Annotated in this window: 17 protein-coding genes; 7 read left to right on the top strand and 10 right to left on the bottom strand. The window is 60.5% G+C overall.

Going from position 1 to position 18623, the window contains the following annotated elements; translation table 11 throughout:
* Window positions 1-17: 17 nt before the first annotated feature.
* From AAEO81_RS20185 to AAEO81_RS20175, 3 genes are all read right to left on the bottom strand, one after another.
* Window positions 18-791 (bottom strand): polysaccharide biosynthesis/export family protein, encoded by a 774-nt coding sequence (locus AAEO81_RS20185; protein WP_341958723.1) that lies wholly within the window; start codon window positions 789-791, stop codon window positions 18-20.
* A gap of 169 nt (window positions 792-960) precedes the next feature.
* Window positions 961-2415: a mannose-1-phosphate guanylyltransferase/mannose-6-phosphate isomerase gene (locus AAEO81_RS20180; protein ID WP_341958722.1), complete on the bottom strand. Its 1455-nt coding sequence runs from the start codon at window positions 2413-2415 to the stop codon at window positions 961-963.
* Complete coding sequence (locus AAEO81_RS20175; RefSeq protein WP_166598237.1) at window positions 2415-3851, bottom strand: undecaprenyl-phosphate glucose phosphotransferase; 1437 nt, start codon at window positions 3849-3851, stop codon at window positions 2415-2417. Before AAEO81_RS20175 ends, AAEO81_RS20180 begins: the two co-directional genes overlap by 1 nt.
* Before the next feature lie 473 nt (window positions 3852-4324).
* On the opposite strand from AAEO81_RS20175, the gene yegS reads away from it, so the two are divergent.
* Window positions 4325-5233, top strand: coding sequence for a lipid kinase YegS (gene yegS, locus AAEO81_RS20170; protein ID WP_341958721.1), 909 nt, complete (start codon window positions 4325-4327; stop codon window positions 5231-5233).
* 262 nt (window positions 5234-5495) lie between these two features.
* Here yegS and AAEO81_RS20165 read toward each other — a convergent pair whose 3' ends face one another.
* The 3 genes from AAEO81_RS20165 to AAEO81_RS20155 form a co-directional block, all read right to left on the bottom strand.
* Window positions 5496-6155 (bottom strand): response regulator transcription factor, encoded by a 660-nt coding sequence (locus AAEO81_RS20165; RefSeq protein WP_166598239.1) that lies wholly within the window; start codon window positions 6153-6155, stop codon window positions 5496-5498.
* Complete coding sequence (locus AAEO81_RS20160; RefSeq protein ID WP_341964576.1) at window positions 6155-7036, bottom strand: sensor histidine kinase; 882 nt, start codon at window positions 7034-7036, stop codon at window positions 6155-6157. The genes AAEO81_RS20165 and AAEO81_RS20160 overlap by 1 nt, the downstream gene beginning before the upstream one ends.
* Before the next feature lie 455 nt (window positions 7037-7491).
* Complete coding sequence (locus AAEO81_RS20155; RefSeq protein ID WP_341958720.1) at window positions 7492-8001, bottom strand: hypothetical protein; 510 nt, start codon at window positions 7999-8001, stop codon at window positions 7492-7494.
* A gap of 529 nt (window positions 8002-8530) precedes the next feature.
* Here AAEO81_RS20155 and AAEO81_RS20150 point away from each other — a divergent pair.
* Window positions 8531-9457 carry a chemotaxis protein CheV gene (locus tag AAEO81_RS20150; RefSeq protein ID WP_166598240.1) on the top strand — a complete coding sequence of 309 codons (927 nt, stop codon included), beginning with the start codon at window positions 8531-8533 and terminating at the stop codon, window positions 9455-9457.
* 123 nt (window positions 9458-9580) lie between these two features.
* Window positions 9581-10390 carry an MOSC domain-containing protein gene (locus AAEO81_RS20145; protein WP_341958719.1) on the top strand — a complete coding sequence of 270 codons (810 nt, stop codon included), beginning with the start codon at window positions 9581-9583 and terminating at the stop codon, window positions 10388-10390.
* A gap of 126 nt (window positions 10391-10516) precedes the next feature.
* On the opposite strand, the gene AAEO81_RS20140 is transcribed toward AAEO81_RS20145, so the two are convergent.
* The gene (locus AAEO81_RS20140) at window positions 10517-10834 is read right to left on the bottom strand and encodes a DUF883 family protein (protein WP_166598242.1); all 318 of its coding nucleotides are present in this window, start codon (window positions 10832-10834) and stop codon (window positions 10517-10519) included.
* Window positions 10835-11026: 192 nt separating this feature from the next.
* Between AAEO81_RS20140 and AAEO81_RS20135 the strand changes: the two genes are divergently transcribed.
* Together AAEO81_RS20135 and AAEO81_RS20130 are read left to right on the top strand one after the other, a co-directional pair.
* Window positions 11027-11284, top strand: coding sequence for a hypothetical protein (locus AAEO81_RS20135; protein ID WP_341958718.1), 258 nt, complete (start codon window positions 11027-11029; stop codon window positions 11282-11284).
* A 138-nt stretch (window positions 11285-11422) separates the two neighbouring features.
* A complete protein-coding gene (locus AAEO81_RS20130; protein WP_341958717.1) occupies window positions 11423-12724 on the top strand; it encodes an aspartate aminotransferase family protein in 1302 nt (433 codons plus the stop codon).
* Window positions 12725-13036: 312 nt separating this feature from the next.
* On the opposite strand, the gene AAEO81_RS20125 is transcribed toward AAEO81_RS20130, so the two are convergent.
* The 3 genes from AAEO81_RS20125 to AAEO81_RS20115 all read right to left on the bottom strand — a co-directional run bounded on the left by AAEO81_RS20125 (window position 13037) and on the right by AAEO81_RS20115 (window position 16175).
* Window positions 13037-14188, bottom strand: coding sequence for an acyl-CoA dehydrogenase family protein (locus AAEO81_RS20125; protein WP_341958716.1), 1152 nt, complete (start codon window positions 14186-14188; stop codon window positions 13037-13039).
* 29 nt (window positions 14189-14217) lie between these two features.
* Window positions 14218-15324 carry an enoyl-CoA hydratase/isomerase family protein gene (locus AAEO81_RS20120; protein WP_341958715.1) on the bottom strand — a complete coding sequence of 369 codons (1107 nt, stop codon included), beginning with the start codon at window positions 15322-15324 and terminating at the stop codon, window positions 14218-14220.
* A 371-nt stretch (window positions 15325-15695) separates the two neighbouring features.
* Window positions 15696-16175 carry an Lrp/AsnC family transcriptional regulator gene (locus AAEO81_RS20115; protein WP_166598255.1) on the bottom strand — a complete coding sequence of 160 codons (480 nt, stop codon included), beginning with the start codon at window positions 16173-16175 and terminating at the stop codon, window positions 15696-15698.
* A 190-nt stretch (window positions 16176-16365) separates the two neighbouring features.
* On the opposite strand from AAEO81_RS20115, the gene AAEO81_RS20110 reads away from it, so the two are divergent.
* The gene (locus tag AAEO81_RS20110; protein ID WP_341958714.1) at window positions 16366-17604 is read left to right on the top strand and encodes a thiamine pyrophosphate-dependent enzyme; all 1239 of its coding nucleotides are present in this window, start codon (window positions 16366-16368) and stop codon (window positions 17602-17604) included.
* A gap of 3 nt (window positions 17605-17607) precedes the next feature.
* Window positions 17608-18621, top strand: coding sequence for an alpha-ketoacid dehydrogenase subunit beta (locus AAEO81_RS20105; RefSeq protein WP_341958713.1), 1014 nt, complete (start codon window positions 17608-17610; stop codon window positions 18619-18621).
* Window positions 18622-18623 lie beyond the last annotated feature (2 nt).

Here is an 18623-nt window from a genome sequence, read left to right as displayed (position 1 = left end):
TCGGCAGTCCCTTCCGATTAGTTGCTGTCGCGCAAGTTGTAATTCACGCCGAAGCCCAACGATTTCGAGAAGGGGATCAACTGATTGAAATACGTGTTTACGCCGTCGATCCGGTTGCCCACCGTGGATTTGGGCACGAACACGACATCGCCGCGCTGCAACAGCACCGGCGCACTTGGACCGCCACCCTTCGCGTACAGCAGCTTGCTGTAATCGAAAAAGTAGGTCTTGTAGAGGCCGTCGTCGCCCTGACGCAGCAGCGCCACCTTGGTCGCGTCGGCATCGGGGTTGATCCCGCCCGCGCCCACCAGGGCCTGTTCCAGATTGGTCACGACGGGCACTGGCAGGTTGGACGGGTTGCGCACCGCGCCGCCAACGAACACCACATTGCTGGGTGCCTGGCTGATGTTGATGGTCAGCGCGGTTTCCCGATACACCGGGGCCAGCTTGGCTTCCAGCACGTCGATCAACTGCGGAACCGTGAGGCCCGCCGCTTTCACCGAACCGATATAGGGGTAGGAAAAGGTGCCGTCATTGAGCACCGGGAACAGCGTCAGCTCGTAGATCGAGTTGGCCGTGAACGCCGAAATGGACGGCGCTTCACCGGTGTTGCGCACGATGCGCAGGGTGTCACCGGCGTGAATCCGTTCCGGCGGCAATGGCTTGCCTGCGAGGGCTTTACCGGCGTCTTCGGCCGCCTTGATCTCGGGGGATTCAGGGAGGCCGATCCGTGCCGGCGTGTTGCACGCGCACAACAGCAGGACGCTGGCGAGCAACAGCGTATTTTTCATTGGTCCAAAACTCCTGTCATGCATGAATACGGCTCCCTTGCGGGTAAAACAATCATGTCGGCGATACTGCCAAGTCCAATGTGGGGTGCTTCCAGGTGTCAGGTCGGGTCTGGTCTCGTTGAGGGTAAGGGCCGCGACGGGCGCGGCCAGTGTCGGGTGGTCGCGAGGGTCAGACTTTTGCAGCGTCTGGCACCCGGCCATAAATGTCGGTGAAACGCACGATGTCGTCTTCACCGAGGTACTCGCCGCTCTGCACCTCGATCATCACCAGGTCGATGACCCCCGGATTGACCAGCCGGTGGGTGTGGCCCGGCTTGATGAAGGTCGATTCGTTGGTGTCGAGCATGAATTCGCGATCATTGTTGGTGACCCGCGCCATGCCGCTGACCACGATCCAGTGTTCGCTGCGGTGGTGGTGCATTTGCAGCGACAGCGACCCTTGCGGCTTGACCACGATGCGTTTGATCTTGAAGCGTTTGCCTTCCTCCAGCACCGTGTACGTGCCCCACGGGCGGGTCACGGTGTTGTGCAGCAGATACGCTGGATGGCCCTGGCGCTTGAGCTCCTGAGCGATCAGCTTGACCTCTTGAGTGCGCTCGGCATCGGCAATCAGCAGGGCGTCAGGGGTGTCGATGATGATCAGGTTGTCCAGGCCCACGGCGCCGACAAGACGTTTCTTCGAGTCGATGTAGCAGTTGGTCACGTCGTGCAGCACCACCTGTCCGTTGTACTGGTTGCCGTTGACATCGGCGGGCACCAGCTCGCGAATCGCCTGCCAGGAACCAATGTCGCTCCAGCCCAGTTCGCAGGGCACCACCGCAACTTTTTGCGAACGCTCCAGCAAGGCGTAGTCGATGGAAATGTCCGGCACCTGAGCGAACGTCGCAGCGTCCAGCTCCATTTGCAGTTCGTTGCTGCCTTCCTTGCTTTTGCATTGCGTCAGGCAGTGGCGCACAGCTGCGAGCACGTCGGGCGCGTGGGTTTCCAGTTCACGCAGCAGCACGTCGATCCGCAGGCAGAACATTCCGGCGTTCCACAGGTGTAAGCCACCTTTGAGGTACTCCTGAGCGGTGCTGGCGTCAGGTTTTTCCACGAACCGGGCCACTTGGTAGCCCTTGTCGTTCAGCGCCTGGCCTTTTTCGATGTAACCGTAGCCGGTCTCTGCACGGGTCGGAATCAGCCCGAATGTCACCAACCAGCCGTCGTCCGCCAGTTTTTGCGCGTCCTGCACAGCGGTGGTGAACGCAGCGATGTCGGTGATCAATTGGTCGGCTGGCAGAATCAACAGCTGCGCGTCATCGCCGTGCAATTCCTGCACATGCAATGCCGCCGCTGCGATGGCCGGTGCGGTGTTGCGACCGAACGGCTCCAGGAGAAAATCCAGGTGCAGCTTATGGTCGTTCAGCAGCCGATAATCGTCGACGGTACGGAAATAGACTTCCCGATTGGTGACGGTCAGTAAGCTCTGCACGCCGGGCAAATTGCTGGCGCGGTTGAAGGTCTTTTGCAACAGGCTTTCGCCGTCGGGCAAACGCATGAAGGGTTTGGGCATCGCCTCACGGGAGACTGGCCACAAACGGGTGCCGGCACCGCCGGCGATAATGCAGGGAATCAGGGTGCCCATCAGTAAGCCTCGCGAGAGAAAAGCACTGCCGGAACAGTGCGCAGAAGGATGTATAAATCGAACCAGACGGACCAGTTTTCGATGTATTCAAGATCGAATTCGACTCGCTTTTCGATCTTCTCCACAGTATCTGTCTCACCACGAAAACCGTTGATCTGCGCCAGCCCGGTGATGCCCGGTTTGACTCGATGACGCGAGGTGTACTCCTTGACAGCTTGCTCGAACAAAATGCCCGCGGCCTTGGTGGCCGTGGCATGTGGGCGCGGCCCCACCATGGACATGCTGCCCGCGAACACGTTGAACAATTGCGGTAACTCATCCAGGCTGGTCTTGCGGATGAAGCGCCCGACACGGGTGACCCTGGCGTCGCCCTTGACGGTCTGTTGCTCGGCGGTGGCGTCGGCCTGATGGGTGTACATCGAGCGGAATTTGCACACCGTGATCAGGCGGTTGTTGTAACCGTAGCGTTTCTGCCAGAACAACACGGGACCACGGGAGTTCAGCTTGATGGCGAGGGCAACGGCGGCCATGACCGGCGACAGCAGCAGAATCGCCACGCTCGACAGCACCATGTCTTCGATGCGTTTGAACAGGGGCGACCAGCCGCGCAACGGTACGTCCGAGGCGTTGAACATCGGCAGGCTGGCGACTTCGGTGATGCGGTTGTGGGCGTGACGGAACGCGACCATGTCGGGCACCAGCAACACATTCACCGGCAGGCGACGCAATTCACGAATGATGTAGTCCATGCGGTTTTCGGCGGACCAAGGCAGGGCCACCAGCACTTGCGTGACTTTCTCTTCGCGGATCAGGGTTTCCAGGTCGCGGGTATTCCCCAAGAGCGGGAGATTAGCCATGGTCTTGGGCAGGCGACCGATGCGGTCGTCGATGAACCCCAATACACCCGAACGAATGTCCTGGTTTTGCAGCATGTACTCGGCGAGTCGCTGACCGTTTTCTGTCGCGCCGAGAATCACGGCGCTTTGCAGGAAGAACCCACGGGCCATCAGACGTTTGTAGATGATCAGCAGCAGCAACCGTTCGGCGCAGAACATCACCAGGCTGGCGAAGAACCAGACCATCAGTTGCTCTTGGGTGATGTAGACGAACAGGTCCATGGCCTTGTGCATGAACAGCAGCACACAGAACGCGGAGGACCAGACGAACAGGATCATTTTGAAACGTGACCGGTTGCTGAAGATGATCTCGGAATACACCCCCAGCGCCTGGAACATCAGCACGCAGACGACGCCGAAGAACACCTGCACCATCACGTAACTTTCCGGTGGTGTGGGCGTATCGGTCTTCCAGAAGGTAAAAATCAGGATGCCGGGCAGAACGGATGTGACCCCGTGTACCAACCTGACAGCGAACAGGAAATACTCGATCAGGCTTGTGCGTGTCAGCAGAAGGCTGTCGACCGGTTGCAGTCGCATAAGACGTCCTCACATCTTCAATCCGTGAATCCATGACTGGCTTATCTGACCGGTCCCACCCATAAAAGTCAAGATACTGACTTTTCGAACCGATAATTCCAAATTAGCCAATATTTTGTCGATTAGGCGCTCTCTCGATCTGCATTTCAATCCCGCCGATGAGAAAAAATCCCATTGATTCTCAAAGTGGCGTAGGACTACTCCCAAATGCGGATCGGTAAATCCCTCAAACGAGTGCCTGACCAGAGTAAAGCCCATGAAACATCCTGTGTCATGGCAATGAGGCCTTCGGATCGGCCAAAAGCGCGTCTTGGATCCGCATCGTGTGAGAGGGGAGGCAGCATGGAGTCCAATGACGGCGGGGTTTTGGCCCTTTCCGGGTGCGGGCAAAATTTTTTTTACAACACGGCTTTTTCCGACAGGCTTGAGGTCAACATCTCACGCAACGAAATGCACGCACAGAGGGAAGGTTTATGACGGAGCGCAGAGCACTATTGATTCTTCACGGCAAACAGGCGCTCAACGAGGACGTTCGCCAGGCCGTGCAACGCAAGCGCAAGCATGGATGGGAACTGGACGTGCGAGTGACTTGGGAGGGCGGTGATGCACAGCGTCTGGTGACCGAAGCACTGGATGCCGGGCACCGCGAGATCATCGCAGGCGGCGGTGACGGCACGTTAAGGGATGTGGCCGAAGCACTGGCATTGGCCCACAGCGACGCCCATCTGACGATTCTGCCACTGGGCACCGCCAACGATTTTGCCCGCTCGGCGGGCGTGCCGCTGGAAATCGAGCGGGCACTGGACCTGCTGGACGTGCCCGCGCGCAAGGTGGACATGGGTTCGGTGGACGGTCAGCTGTTTCTCAACATGGCGACGGGCGGCTTCGGCAGCCAAGTGACGGCCAACACCTCCGAAGACCTGAAAAAAGTGCTGGGCGGCGCGGCCTATCTGTTTACCGGCTTGTCGCGCTTCAGCGAATTGAAAGCGGCCTATGGCGAATTGAACGGCCCTGACTTCCACTGGCGCGGTGATCTGCTCGCGCTTGGAATCGGCAACGGCCGGCAAGCGGGCGGCGGTCATCCTTTGTGCCCCCATGCGCTGGCGGATGATGGCCTGCTGGACATCAGCATTCTCCCTGCGCCGCAGGAAGTGGTCGGCACCCTCAAAAGCCTGCTGGAAGGCGGGCTCGGCATCGACAACCTGTTCGTTCGGGCACGGCTGCCGTGGGTGGAACTGAAGTCGGCGCAGGGGCTGGACATCAACCTGGACGGCGAACCGCTGCGCGGGGAAAACCTGCGTTTCGAAGCACGCCCCGGCGCCCTGCATATTCACCTGCCAGCGCATTCGCCGCTGCTGGGCGGGGTGAAGCGGATCGAGTGAGTGGTCAGTGCAATCGGCATCGCCTGAGCCACCTTCGCGAATAAATTCGCTCCCACAGGGATCGCGCGGCGCCGCGAAAAGCTGGGGCTGATGGGGAGCAGCTCAGGCATTCGGCGGCGCCACGCAGCTTCGGGTACACGCGAGCTCAACGGTGGGAGCGAATTTATTCGCGAAGGCGGATCAGGCTCCACCTAGAGGTCTTCTGACCGATCGAGCCTTGGCGATGAATTCGCTCCCACAAGTGGCTGCGAGATTCGTTCTTTCAATCATCCAGGCTGATGATGTGCTCTCGCACGCAAAACAGCACCAGGCCCGCCACGTCGTAGATCTGTAGCCGTTTCATGATCTGCGAGCGGTGGGTTTCAACGGTCTTCACGCTGAGATTCAGCCCCGACGCGATTTCCCGTGTGGACTTTCCGCGCACGATGAGGCGCAGGATTTCCAGCTGTCGAGCGGTGAGGTTGTGGTTGTCCGCGGGTTCGGCTTTGCTGGACTGGGCACTGACCAAAGCCTGGTTGATGACCGTATGGGCGATGGCCGGGCTCAGGTAGCGTTCGCCATTGCGCAGGGCATCCAGCGCCTGTTCGATTTCCGTCGCGGTGGCATCCTTGAGCAGGTAGCCATGGGCGCCACCTTCCAGTGCCCGCATGATCATGTGCGGATCGGTGTGCATCGACAGGATCAGCACCTTGCTCTCGGGCAGGGTACGGTGCAGACGCTCCAGCGCGTCGAGGCCGTTGCTGTCCTTCATGGAAATGTCGAGCAGGATGATGTCCGGTTTGAGTTCAAGGGTCAGTTCCAGCAAGTGCTCGCCACTGGCGGCTTCGCCAATGACCTGATAGCCGGGAATGTCGGACACCAAGGCCCGAACGCCAGCGCGAATCAAGGCGTGGTCATCGACCAGAAGAAGAGTGCAGGTCATCAATGTTTACTTATGTCAGCGCGTTCACGGGCACGGGGTGCCCAAGGGAACAGGGCCTCGATGTCAGTGCCGTGTCCGGGTTCGCTTTTAACGGTGAGGTGCCCCCCCAGCAAGGCCACGCGCTCGGCCATGCCGGCCATGCCGCGTTGGCCCTGTTCGCCAGGGTTGGGAGAAGGTGAAAACCCCTGGCCATCGTCGGAGATTTTCAGACATAGCCCGTCGGGGCAGCGCTTGATGCGGATCAGCAGGTTCTTCGCCTGAGCATGGCGCAGCATGTTGGTGACGGCTTCCTGAGTGATGCGAAAGGCCGCCACCGCCATTTCCTCGGGAATACCGGCCAGCCGCTGCTGGCATTCCAGGCTCCAGAGGACAGGGGTGTCCGCCAGCGTTCGCAACAAATGCGCGCGCAAGCTGGCCTCCAGGCCCAGGCTCGCCAGTTGCCGCGGGTTGAGAATCGCCGAAACGTCCCGCACTTTCGCCAGGGTTTCATCGAGGATGTTCTTGAGCATCACGCAGTGCGCCTGCAGGTCTTCAGTCGCCCGGCGCTGCAGCCAGTCGCTTTGCAGCTTGGCCGCCGTCAGCATCTGGCCGATGTCGTCGTGCAACTCGCGGCTCAAGCGATGGCGTTCGGTTTCCTGGACTTGCAGCATATGGTCGGCCAGTTCCTGGGGTTGAAACTGGATGGTCTGGTTGGGGCGGCTCATGGCGTAACCGAAGCCCAGGAATGTCGCGGCGTTGACCAGCGCCCACGGCACGTTGCCGTCAACCCACCAGACGAGGGTATTCAGCGCGATGATCACCAGACCTGATATCGCTACCCATCCACACGCTTTGTTCGGGCTCATAGGCCATAACTTGAAAGTCTTGTTGCTGCCATGCATAGCGGATGAAGCCATCAAGTAATGATTGCGGATACCTGAACATTCACTTTCAGGTCACTTGTCAGGGAGCAGGCGCGACGACGTGCGCCGACCTACCTTCTACGTGCATACGGAAACCAGTGTTCGACGTTCAATAAGGGTAATGCGATTAACGTCATCATTAGCGGGCGACGATCTTACCTTAATCGCCGGTTTTATTAAGCGTTAACTGTAAATAACGTGCCGCCGACAACTGTCTGATTAGTCAGGATTTAGTTCTGGAACGATGGTGCTAGCCAGCGCTGTATCGTCTATCGGCAGAACGCCCATCAACTTTCAGCCTGCCCATCGACAAGTTGCGATGCAACAGGAAACGCGCATGGCTCTCGTGTTTGGCGAGTATCGGCTCATTCGGGCGTGAATTCGTCGTTTTCAGGCATGTTGCCGCCGCCGCACAGAAAGCCGGACGGATGCGGTCAGAGTGTGCCTGGGCGATCAGCGCGGTCGACGCTGGCGACGTCCGGGGGATTGAGGGGTAACGGGGCAGGCCACTCCAGGGACTCGGCAGGGCTGCTTTCGGGCTGTTCAATGCCGCAGCAGCAGCCGAATTGTTCCAGCAACGCCTGTTGCTCGTCCTCATCGAGCAACAGGACGCCGGTGAAAGGGTCGACCAGCTCAACCTGCCAGGACAACAGCGCCAGGCATTGGCGCAAGGACGCCAGCGCCTTGGGCAGCAAACGTCCCGACGCCGCAGCGAAATACAGCAGATAGCGAAGTTGGCGGGCGAAGCTGCCGACGCCGCACACGCCTGCCTTATCGGCTTTGCCGGCGACCTGTTGGAGGGTGACAAGAAGGCATTCAATGGCATCCCTGTCGTCGCTGATCAGCTCCAGATGACTGAGACATTCGTCTGCGCGGCCCAGAAGCTGCGGGGTATCACTGAGGAAATCACTGTGCAGTTGCTGCCATTCATTGCCATTCAGCATGTGAAGTCTCCACTTTTCATGGATAGCGATCCAGGGTCGCGCAGGGCGAGTGGCGCAAAGTTAATGTTGAAGGCAATGAGAAGTCTGTAGGGCGTTTCTGAATGTTCTGATTTTTTTGTCGCCGATGAGACCGCGTCGCGCGCACGGGCCGATTCGACGCTCAGGACAGTCACGTCCACAAGCCCCGAATTGACAGGGGGATCGAGAGATTCCACAAGCGCAACCACGTAACCGACTCCATTCAATGAGAATGGCGTCACAATAATGGCAATTAGATACCGCGAATATCAGGTTTGCCCTGACCTCGGTTAGGGAATACCCCTAGATGCAGGGCGAGGCGCTAACTTGGTTGGCAGCATAAAGCCACTATTTGTCAGTATTTGAGCGCACTGGATACCCGAGAGTAAAACATGATGTTAATGTGATATCAATGAAGTCGGCAGGCATTTACATGAAGATTAAGGTCTGCTTCGGTGCTGCCGATAAAAGGTAGGCGGACTTATTTGAACCCTGCTCCAGGAGCAATTGAATGGCTGGCATTCTCGACACGGTAGACCAACGTACACAGCTGGTGGGTGAGAACCGCCTGGAAATTCTCATGTTCCGCCTCGCCGGTCGGCAACTGTTCGCGATCAACGTGTTCAAGGTGCAGGAAGTGCTGCAACTGCCCAAGCTGACCCTGATGCCGCAGCGCCATCCTTTCGTCTGCGGCGTGGTGAACCTGCGTGGGCAGACGCTGCCCGTAATCGACCTGTCCCAGGCCATCGGCATGCGTCCGCTGGTGCCCGGGCCATCGAGCACCATCATCGTCACCGAATACAACCGCTCCGTTCAGGCCTTTCTGGTGGGCGGCGTGGATCGCATCGTCAACATGAACTGGGAAGCCATCCTGCCTCCCCCGAGCAGCGCGGGTCGACAGCATTACCTGACCGCCATCAGCAAGGTCGACGACCAGTTGGTCGAAATCATCGACGTCGAGAAAGTGCTCGCGGAGATCGTGCCGTACAACGCCAAGGTCTCCCGCGACAAGCTCGAAGACCCGGTGCTTGCCCGGGCACGCGGTCGTGAAGTCTTGCTGGTGGACGACTCCAACGTCGCGCTCTCCCAGTTGCGCGATACCCTCGGCCAGCTCGGTGTGAAGATGCACGTCGCCAGCGACGGTCTCAAGGCCCTGAACATGCTCAAAGGCTGGGCGGACACCGGCGAGGTCATGACCGACAAATTGCTGATGGTGTTCACCGACGCCGAAATGCCGGAAATGGACGGCTACCGGCTGACTACCGAAATCCGCAACGACCCGCGCCTGCGCGGTCTGTATGTCGTGTTGCACACGTCGCTGTCGGGCAGTTTCAACGAGTCGATGGTCAAGAAGGTCGGCTGCGACAACTTCCTCTCCAAATTCCAGCCGGACAAGCTGGTGGACGTCGTGCGCGAGCGGCTGATGCTCGACAACTGACGGCGTCTCGACCTTTTTCCAGCCCCTTGCTGTATGGAGGGGCTTTTTTGCATCTGTAGGGTTCGCGCAGGCGATGGCTCGTATAGAGTGAGGCCTTTCCCGCCCAGTCATAAGGACGCGTTTATGCTGCACCTCAGCGCGCTGTACCGTTACCCCCTCAAATCCTGCAAGGCCGAGCCGTTGCAGCAGGCCGGTTTCGACGAATTGGGGCTGACGGGGGACCGACGCTGGATGCTGGTGGACGAAGCCAGTGGGCGATTCTTGACTCAACGTGCGCTGCCGCACATGTCGCAGCTTTCGGTGCTGTGGAACGAGGCGGGCGGAGTCACCCTGTCAGCGCCGGGTGTCCAGGCGCTGGACGTCGCCTTGCCGGACAACGTCGAGGACAGCTTGCGCGGCGTCACAGTCTGGCGCGACACCTTGCGCGTGCCCGATGCGGGGGACGAAGCGGCGCGGTGGGTCAGCGACTTCATCGGCAAGCCGACACGCATGGTGCACATTCCCAAGGAGCGCGCCCGCTGGCTGCCGTCCGGCTATGGCACGGTCGATGACAAGGTCGGGTTCGCCGACGGTTTCCCGCTGCTGCTGATCGGTCAGGCGTCCCTGGATGACTTGTCGAGCAAGATCGGTCGTCCGCAGGAAATGCTGCGTTTTCGTCCCAATCTTGTCGTTGAAGGCGCTGAGGCTTTTGCTGAAGACGGCTGGAAGCGCATTCGCATCGGCGACCTGGAATTCCGTCTGCTTAAAGGCTGCTCGCGCTGCATCCTGACCACCATCGATCCTGCCACTGGGGAGCGCAGCGAAGACCGCGAGCCGCTGAGCACGCTCAAGACGTATCGCGAGAAAGAAGGTGAGGTGTGGTTCGGGCAGAACATGGTCAACGACGGCCCGGGTGTTGTTGAGGTGGGCATGGAAGTCGAAGTGTTGGAGTGAGACCTGCAACACGCGCCCGTGAATCCCATGGGGTGAGCTGACCGCAGACGCCAGCCATCTGGCGTCTGCGAAGAGGGCGAATGTCTACGCCCTCCCGATCTACGTCCTACGAAACTGCACAGCGGCTTAGCGACGACCGAGCAGCAAACCGACGACCAGGCCGAAACCGGCAGACACGGCAACGGTCTGCCACGGGTGGCCACCGATGTAGGTCTCGGTCGCTTGCACGGCAGGCTTGGTCTTGTCACGAACGCTGCCGAGGGAATCCACGGCCTGTTTGAGTTTCAGGCTCAGCTGAGCGCGTACGGTTTCTGCCTCTTCGCCGACCAGCGACGCGCTGTCCTTGAGCAGTTTGTCGGACTCTTCAATAAGGGCCGCCAATTCGCTGAATGCTTGATCCTGGATCTGTTCGGCGGCGTTTTGGGCAGCAGTTTTACGAGCCATGGCAAATTTCCTTTCAGTTGATGATGGCAGTGAGCAATGGAGTCGCGAGGGTCGGGAAAAGTTGCAGCGTATTTCCGGCGCGGCGCAAAAAGTGCGACGAATGTGATCGGGCATCGGCCGTGGCGGGTGTAAGATGCTGACGCTTTTTGAGCCAATGTCCGGCTCCCGTTTTTGAACACAGAGGTAACCGTCATGAGTTTTAACCTGGCCAACAAGACCCTTGCCGAACGCGCTGAAATCGAGGATGAAAAATCCCGTCTTTTCGACTTGTGGCAGAGCAATCTGGGCAAGGCCAAAGGCGAAGCCGCCCGGTTGATGGGCGAGCGTGCCAAACGCAAGGGCAAGTGGTCGGAGTGGGTGCGTTCCGAACTCGACGCCATGTCACCTCCCGAGTACGCCAACATGGTGCGCGCCGAAGTCAACCGACTGGTCGCCGCTGCACGGGCCTGATGCCCATCTACGCCTGATATAAGCGCCGCTGAAGGCTGCCATAAGCACTATTCGTTTTTATTGATACCCCGAACTTTCTAGACTCACTCCATCGCAACGGCAGGCGCTTCGTCCTGCCGATTTCAGTGGAGAAACGGCATGTCGAAGAATCAGGAAGCGGCGTTCTGGCAAAAAGCGCAGCGGCATTTGATCCGCTACGGCGGCACATTCGAGTCGCGGATCATCGAGCGGGCGCAAGGCAGCTTCGTCTACGACGCCGACCAACAGCCGATTCTGGATTTCACATCCGGGCAGATGAGCTCGCTGCTGGGCCACGGCCACCCGGACATCTGCGACGTGGTGCAACACCACATCCGCAACCTTGACCACCTGTTCAGCGGCATGCTGACCCGTCCGGTGGTCGATCTGGCCCACGCGCTGTCCGAAACTTTGCCCCCGAGCCTGTCCCGCAGCATGTTCCTCAGCACCGGCGGCGAGGCGAACGAAGCCGCGATCAAAATGGCCAAGCTGGCCACCGGTAAATATGAAATCGTCGGTTTCGCGCAATCCTGGCATGGCATGACCGGTGGCGCGGCTTCTGCGACTTACAGCGCCGGTCGCCAGGGCTACGGCCCGGCTGCCGTGGGGTCGCTGGCGATTCCGGCGCCGTACCCGTACCGACCGCGTTTCGAAAAGAATGGCGAGATCGACTGGCAAGGCGAGCTCGACTACGGCTTCGACCTGATCGACCGCCAGTCCAGCGGCAGCCTCGCCGCGTTCATCGCCGAGCCGATCCTCAGCTCTGGTGGCCTGATCGACCTGCCGCTGGGTTACCTGGCCGCCCTCAAGCGCAAGTGCGAAGAGCGCGGCATGTTGCTGATCCTCGACGAAGCACAGACCGGCGTGGGTCGCACCGGCCTGATGTACGCCTTCGAGCGCGACGGCGTGGTGCCGGACATTCTCACCCTGTCGAAAACCCTGGGGGCGGGCTTGCCGCTGTCGGCGGTCATCACCAGTCCCGCCATCGAAGACCTCTGCCACGAGCGCGGCTTCCTGTTCTACACCACCCACGTTTCCGATCCGCTCCCCGCTGCCGTGGGCCTGAAAGTGCTGGAAGTGGTACAGCGTGACGGCCTGGTCGAAAGGGCGAGAGTGGCTGGCGCCTATCTGGAAAAAGGCCTGCGCCGTTTGCAGGAACGCTTCGACTGCATAGGCGATGTGCGCGGCCGGGGCCTGTTGCTCGGCATGGAAATCGTCAGCGACCGCACGAGCAAATTGCCGGCCTCCGACCTCGGCGCTGCCATCACCCGGGAATGCATGAAGCTGGGGTTGAGCATGAACATCGTGCAATTGCCTGGCATGGGCGGGGTGTTCCGTATTGCGCCGCCCTTGACCGTGAGCGACAGCGAGATCGATCTGGGGCTGAATCTGCTCGGGCGGGCCATCGAGAGGGCGTTCTGACCCTCTCACCGACATGCTTGCCCAGTGGGCGCCAAATCATTCGCGAAGGGGCGGGCCGCCTGCACATCTCCGTTGCCTGAACGCTCTTTCGCGAATGAATTCGCTCCCACAAGTTTCTCGCACGACGCGAGATCGTGAATGCCGTGCTCCCTCTGTAGCGGCACAGCTTGCCGTCTGTGTGCAGTGCGGTAAGGTCGGGCGCACATCTTCGTCGTGCCCACACTCACTCCTGTAGGAGCGAATTCATTCGCGAAGGGCAGGTACAGCCTCCACATCTCGATTGCCTCGACCTTTTGGCGGCAGGCCCTGCGGTCAAAGCGCGTAGTGCTCCAACGCATTGGCAATCACCATCCGCTGCACTTCACTCGTCCCTTCGTACAGCTGGGTGATCCTCGCGTCGCGGTAGTACTTCTCCACCGGATAGTCTTCCAGGTAGCCATAGCCTCCATGAATCTGAATGGCTTTGGAGCACACGCGCTCGGCCATCTCCGACGCGAACAGCTTGGCTTGGGAGGCTTCGGTCAAACACGGCTCGCCAGCACTTCTCAACCGTGCCGCGTGCAGGATGAGCAGGCGGGCGGCGTTGAGTTGGGTGTGCATGTCGGCGAGCAGGTTGGCGATGCTTTGGTGCTGGATGATCGGCTGGCCGAACTGCACACGATCACGGGCGTAGGCGACGGCCGCTTCGAAGGCGGCGCGGGCGATGCCCAACGACTGCGCGGCGATGCCGATGCGGCCGCCTTCGAGGTTGGAGAGGGCGATGGCCAGCCCTTTGCCCCGTGGGCCGAGCAAATTGGCTTCGGGAATCACGCAGTTGTTGAGCGTCACGGCGCAGGTGTCCGAAGCCTTGATGCCCATCTTGTGTTCGCTGCGATCCACGACAAAACCGGGGTTGTCGGTGGGCACCAGAAAGGCCGACAGCCCCTTCTTGCCCAGCTCCGGATCGGTGACGGCGAACACAATCGCCAGTTGTGCACGCTTGCCGTTGCTGACGAATTGCTTGGCGCCGTTGAGCACCCACTGGCCATCCCGCAGTTCGGCACGGGTCCGCAGGTTGTGGGCTTCGGAACCGGCTTGGGGCTCGGTCAGGCAGAAGCAGCCGATGGCCTCACCGCTGGCCAACACCGGCAACCAGTGTTGTTTTTGCTCATCACTGCCGTAGCGCAAGACCGGGCCGCAGCCCACGGAATTGTGAATGCTCATCAGCGCGCCCACCGCGCCGTCGCCCGCCGAGATTTCCTCCACCGCAAGGGCATAGGCGACGTAGTCGATGTACGTGCCACCCAGCTCTTCGGGCACGATCATGCCGAGCAGGCCCAACTCACCCATCTTGCGGACCAGGGCGTCATCAATCCAGCCGGCCTTTTCCCAGGCCTGTGCGTGGGGCGCGATTTCGTTGCGGGCGAACTCGCGGGCCATGTCGCGGATCATCCGCTGCTCTTCAGTCAAGTCGTGGTCGTTCATCGTGGGGCTCTCTTGTCAGGGGACGACGGTCAGACCGTGGCCAGGGTATCGAGTGTGTGCACAGGGTGGCCGTCGAAGAACGCCAGCACCTGTGCGTGCGGTAATGCCTCAATGTTCGGAGGGTTCCAACGCGGGGTTTTGTCTTTGTCGATGATCAGCGCGCGCACGCCTTCCATGATGTCGCCCTTGGCGAACCACTGACGGTCCAGGTGCAGTTCCAGTGCGAAGCACTGCGCCAACGATAGGCTCCGGCCGCGGCGGATCAGCTCCAGCGTGACGGCCATGGCCAGCGGCGAGCGGCTGTCGAGTACCTTGATCGTTTCTTCGGCCCAGTCCCGATACGCCGGACGGTCTTCCCGCGACAAGGCATCGCGAATCGACGCGATGTCCGGCAGCGCGAAATACTCATCGATCACGCGGCGCATGGCCTTGAGTTCCGCGCCAGGCAGCAGCTTGGCGGTCATGGAGGTCACCAGCATGCGCAGGGTTTCCCCCGGGTTGTTTTCCCATTGAAGCGCGTCGAGGTGCTGGTCAAATGCCTCCAGGGATTCGCGGGGCAGGCACGCGTCGGCGAGCCCTGCGTAGAGCGCGTCGGCCGCTCTGGCCTGAACCCCGGTGACGCCGAGGTAGACGCCCAATTGGCCGGGCAGGCGCGACAAAAAATAACTGCCGCCCACGTCCGGAAAATAGCCGATCCCCACCTCCGGCATCGCCATTTTCGCCCTGCCCGTGATGACCCGGAACGTGGTGCCCTGCACCAACCCCATGCCGCCGCCCAACACCAGCCCGTCCATCAAGGCCACGGTGGGTTTTGGGTAAACGTGGAGGCAGTGATCGAGGGCGTATTCCTCTTCGAAGAACACGCGGTGCAAGCTGTCGCCCGCCTGGAAACTGTTGTACAGCGAGCGAATGTCACCCCCGGCGCAGAAGGCTTTTTCGCCCTCGGCGCGAAGCACGACGGCGAGCACCTCGGGGTCGTCCGCCCAAGCCTGCAGGTGTTGATGCAGGGTGCGAATCATCGGCAGGGTGAGGGCGTTCAGCGTCGCGGGCTGATTGAGCGTCAGGTGACCAATCCGGTTGCGCACCTGGGCGGTGACGGGGGCCTGAGCGTCCAGGGGCAGTGTGTCGAATTCCATCAAGGCACCTCGATATGTCGGCCACACGCTCACGGGTAAGCGGGCCGTTCACGGAGAAAGAAAAGGCGGGGGATCAGACGAGGGCGCGCGTCATGAGCGTCGGTGCCCGGAGCGCTCACACCCGTGTGCATCGCTACACGAGGCAGGGTATTCGCTGACGAGGAAACCCTTGGCGAGGGCGGCAGAAGGGCAGGCGGTGAAACGTGGGTGCAAGGCTCGCATTGTTGTTGTTCTCCGTGCGTGACGCTACTGGCAGTCCCTCACCTTGTGAGCGGGGGACTGAGCGACTTGCCGAGATGCTAGCAGTGCATTTTTATTAGTTTCAACTCACCTTTCTGCATTGTGAGTCTGCATTTTTGCACGGGTGTCGCTCAGTGATCGGGCACAACCGACAGCGAGCGTTTCAGACAACGCAATGTGAAGCTGGAGCGTGAATGGGTGATGCCGGGCACCTTGTAAAGCTTCTTGCGCAAGAACGCTTCGTAGCCCGCCGTGCCGTCCACGGCCACTTTGATCAGGTAGTCATAGTTCCCGGTGGTGAGGTAGACCTCCAGCACTTCGGGCATGTCCGCCATGGCTTTGCCGAACGCTTCGAGGACCGAGTCGTCATGGCGCTCAAGGGTGATTTCAATGATCACGGTTTCCGCCGCCCCGAGCAGCGACTGATCGAGCACCGCGGTGTAGCCCGTGATGTAGCCGAGGGTTTCCAGACGGCGGGTTCGCTGCCAGCAGGGGCCGGGGGTCAGGCCTATTTCCTGGGCCAGTTGGGTGTTGCTGAGGCGACCGTCCCTTTGCAGGGCTCGAAGAATTTCACGGTCGATGCGGTCGATCTTTTTGTTGTTTTCGGCCATCTCGAAATATCCATTCACAACGCAGGAAGGTATTGAAGGAATCTCCTGCCTGATTAACAAAACGACGAAACATTTGGAAGCTCATTTTGACGATTCATCGATAGGCTTTTGTTGTTCGGACAATACCCCTGCTCATCCCAAGGGTGAGCGAGTGCTGCCACGACAATAAAAATAATTCGAGGAAGCCCCAATGGTTGAGTATCCCCCACTGAGTCTGGCGGTGCCCGCGCCTGAGCTGCGCCCTGGCGACCGGCCGGACTTCTCCCGCGTGTCGATCCCCGAAGCTGGCGCCATGCGCCGTCCCGCTGTCGATGAAAACGCTGAGCACATGCGCGACCTGGCGTTTGGCATCATTCGTGTGCTGGATCAGGATCATCTGGCGGTCGGACCCTGGGCCGACAACCTCGGCCTGGACGATGCGGCGCTGATCGCCGGGCTTGAACACATGCTGACCCTGCGCGCCTACGACGTCCGGATGTTCTCGGCCCAGCGCCAACAGAAAACCTCGTTCTACATGCAGCACCTCGGTGAAGAGGCGATCTCCTGCGCCTTCCGCATTGCCCTCGAAAAAGGCGACATGAACTTCCCGACGTACCGCCAGGCCGGTCTGTTGATCGCCGGTGGCTACCCGATGAAGTCAATGATGTGCCAAGTCTATTCCAACGACGCTGATACCCTGCGCGGTCGGCAGTTGCCGGTGTTCTACTCGTCGAAAGAGCATGGTTTTTTCTCGATCTCCGGCAACCTCGCCACGCAATACATTCAGGCGGTGGGCTGGGCCATGGGCTCGGCGATCATGAACGACCGCAAGATCGCGGCGGCCTGGATCGGCGACGGCTCCACGTCGGAAAGCGACTTCCACGCCGCGCTGGTATTCGCCTCGACCTACAAGGCGCCAGTGGTGCTGAACATCGTCAATAACCAGTGGGCCATTTCTACGTTTCAGGGGATCGCCCGGGGTGGCGCGGTGACCTTTGCCGAACGCGGCCATGGCTTCGGCATTCCGGCGTTGCGAGTCGATGGCAACGATTACCTCGCGGTGTACGCCGTCGCGAAATGGGCCACCGAACGCGCCCGTCGCAACCTCGGCCCGACCCTCATTGAATACGTCACTTATCGGGCGGGCGGCCACTCCACCTCAGACGATCCTTCAGCGTATCGCCCCAGCGATGAAAGCAGCGCCTGGCCGCTGGGCGATCCGGTGACGCGCCTGAAAAACCACCTCATCGTGCGCGGCGTCTGGTCCGAAGAACGGCATGCCGAAGCCGAGGAACGCATCATGGCCCACGTCATTGCGACCCAGAAAGAAGCCGAGGCGATCGGCACGTTGCGCAGCGGGCAGCGACCTAGCCCTAGTGAAATGTTCGACGACGTGTACGCCGAGATGCCTGATCATCTGCTGCGTCAACGTCATGAAGCGGGGTATTGAGTCATGGCTCGACTGACGATGATTGAAGCGATTCACGATGCCATGGATGTCGCGATGGAAAAAGACCCCCATGTCGTGGTGTTCGGCCAGGACGTGGGCTATTTCGGCGGGGTGTTCCGCTGCACTGCCGGCTTGCAGAAAAAATACGGCGCCTCCCGCTGTTTCGACGCACCGATCTCGGAGCTGGGGATCGTGGGCGCGGCGATTGGCATGGCGGCCTACGGCATGAAGCCGTGCGTGGAGATTCAGTTCGCCGATTATATGTACCCGGCGTATGACCAGATCGTCTCCGAAGCGGCGCGTTTGCGTTACCGCTCGGCGGGGGAGTTCACCTGTCCGCTGGTGGTGCGCATGCCCACGGGCGGCGGCATCTACGGCGCCCAGACCCACAGCCAGAGCCCCGAGTCGCTGTTCACCCACGTGGCCGGGATCAAGACCGTGGTGCCGTCCAATCCCTACGACGCCAAGGGCCTGTTGCTCGCCTCGCTGGAAGACCCGGACCCGGTGATCTTTCTGGAGCCGAAGCGGCTGTATAACGGCCCGTTCGACGGCCATCACGACCGCCCGGTGGTGCCGTGGAAATCCCATGAGCTGGGCGAAGTGCCCGACGGTCGCTATATCGTACCGCTGGGTCAGGCGGCTGTGCGCCGCGAGGGCAAGGACGTCACGGTGCTGGCCTACGGCACGATGGTGCATGTCGCGCTGACTGCCGCCGAGGAATCCGGGGTGGACGCCGAAGTGATCGACCTGCGCACGCTGATCCCGCTGGACCTGGAAACCATCGCTCGCTCGGTGCGCAAGACCGGGCGCTGCGTGATCGTCCACGAAGCCACGCTGACCTCCGGTTTCGGTGCGGAGCTGGCTGCACTGGTGCAGGGCGAGTGCTTCTATCACCTGGAAGCGCCGATCCGCCGCGTGGCGGGTTGGGACACGCCATACCCTCATGTGCATGAGTGGAATTATTTCCCCGGCCCGGCCCGTGTGGCCGAGGCGCTGACAGCAACGATGGAGGCTTGAGC

The sequence above is a fragment of the Pseudomonas sp. RC10 genome, from assembly GCF_038397775.1.
In the GTDB taxonomy this organism is placed as follows: Bacteria; Pseudomonadota; Gammaproteobacteria; order Pseudomonadales; family Pseudomonadaceae; genus Aquipseudomonas; species Aquipseudomonas bambusae.
The sequence above is the reverse complement of the archived record's forward strand: the minus strand, read 5'-3'. Positions and strand labels throughout refer to the sequence as shown.

Bases quoted from the DNA above. Each gene is read 5' to 3' on its own strand.
- AAEO81_RS20135 (WP_341958718.1), top strand. From the start codon at position 11,027: ATGAGTTTTAACCTGGCCAACAAGACCCTTGCCGAACGCGCTGAAATC.
- AAEO81_RS20175 (WP_166598237.1), bottom strand. From the start codon at position 3,851: ATGCGACTGCAACCGGTCGACAGCCTTCTGCTGACACGCACAAGCCTG.
- AAEO81_RS20165 (WP_166598239.1), bottom strand. From the start codon at position 6,155: ATGACCTGCACTCTTCTTCTGGTCGATGACCACGCCTTGATTCGCGCT.
- AAEO81_RS20110 (WP_341958714.1), top strand. From the start codon at position 16,366: ATGGTTGAGTATCCCCCACTGAGTCTGGCGGTGCCCGCGCCTGAGCTG.
- AAEO81_RS20125 (WP_341958716.1), bottom strand. From the start codon at position 14,188: ATGAACGACCACGACTTGACTGAAGAGCAGCGGATGATCCGCGACATG.
- AAEO81_RS20130 (WP_341958717.1), top strand. From the start codon at position 11,423: ATGTCGAAGAATCAGGAAGCGGCGTTCTGGCAAAAAGCGCAGCGGCAT.
- AAEO81_RS20150 (WP_166598240.1), top strand. From the start codon at position 8,531: ATGGCTGGCATTCTCGACACGGTAGACCAACGTACACAGCTGGTGGGT.
- yegS (WP_341958721.1), top strand. From the start codon at position 4,325: ATGACGGAGCGCAGAGCACTATTGATTCTTCACGGCAAACAGGCGCTC.
- AAEO81_RS20185 (WP_341958723.1), bottom strand. From the start codon at position 791: ATGAAAAATACGCTGTTGCTCGCCAGCGTCCTGCTGTTGTGCGCGTGC.
- AAEO81_RS20160 (WP_341964576.1), bottom strand. From the start codon at position 7,036: ATGCATGGCAGCAACAAGACTTTCAAGTTATGGCCTATGAGCCCGAAC.
- AAEO81_RS20120 (WP_341958715.1), bottom strand. From the start codon at position 15,324: ATGGAATTCGACACACTGCCCCTGGACGCTCAGGCCCCCGTCACCGCC.
- AAEO81_RS20105 (WP_341958713.1), top strand. From the start codon at position 17,608: ATGGCTCGACTGACGATGATTGAAGCGATTCACGATGCCATGGATGTC.
- AAEO81_RS20115 (WP_166598255.1), bottom strand. From the start codon at position 16,175: ATGGCCGAAAACAACAAAAAGATCGACCGCATCGACCGTGAAATTCTT.
- AAEO81_RS20155 (WP_341958720.1), bottom strand. From the start codon at position 8,001: ATGCTGAATGGCAATGAATGGCAGCAACTGCACAGTGATTTCCTCAGT.
- AAEO81_RS20140 (WP_166598242.1), bottom strand. From the start codon at position 10,834: ATGGCTCGTAAAACTGCTGCCCAAAACGCCGCCGAACAGATCCAGGAT.
- AAEO81_RS20180 (WP_341958722.1), bottom strand. From the start codon at position 2,415: ATGGGCACCCTGATTCCCTGCATTATCGCCGGCGGTGCCGGCACCCGT.
- AAEO81_RS20145 (WP_341958719.1), top strand. From the start codon at position 9,581: ATGCTGCACCTCAGCGCGCTGTACCGTTACCCCCTCAAATCCTGCAAG.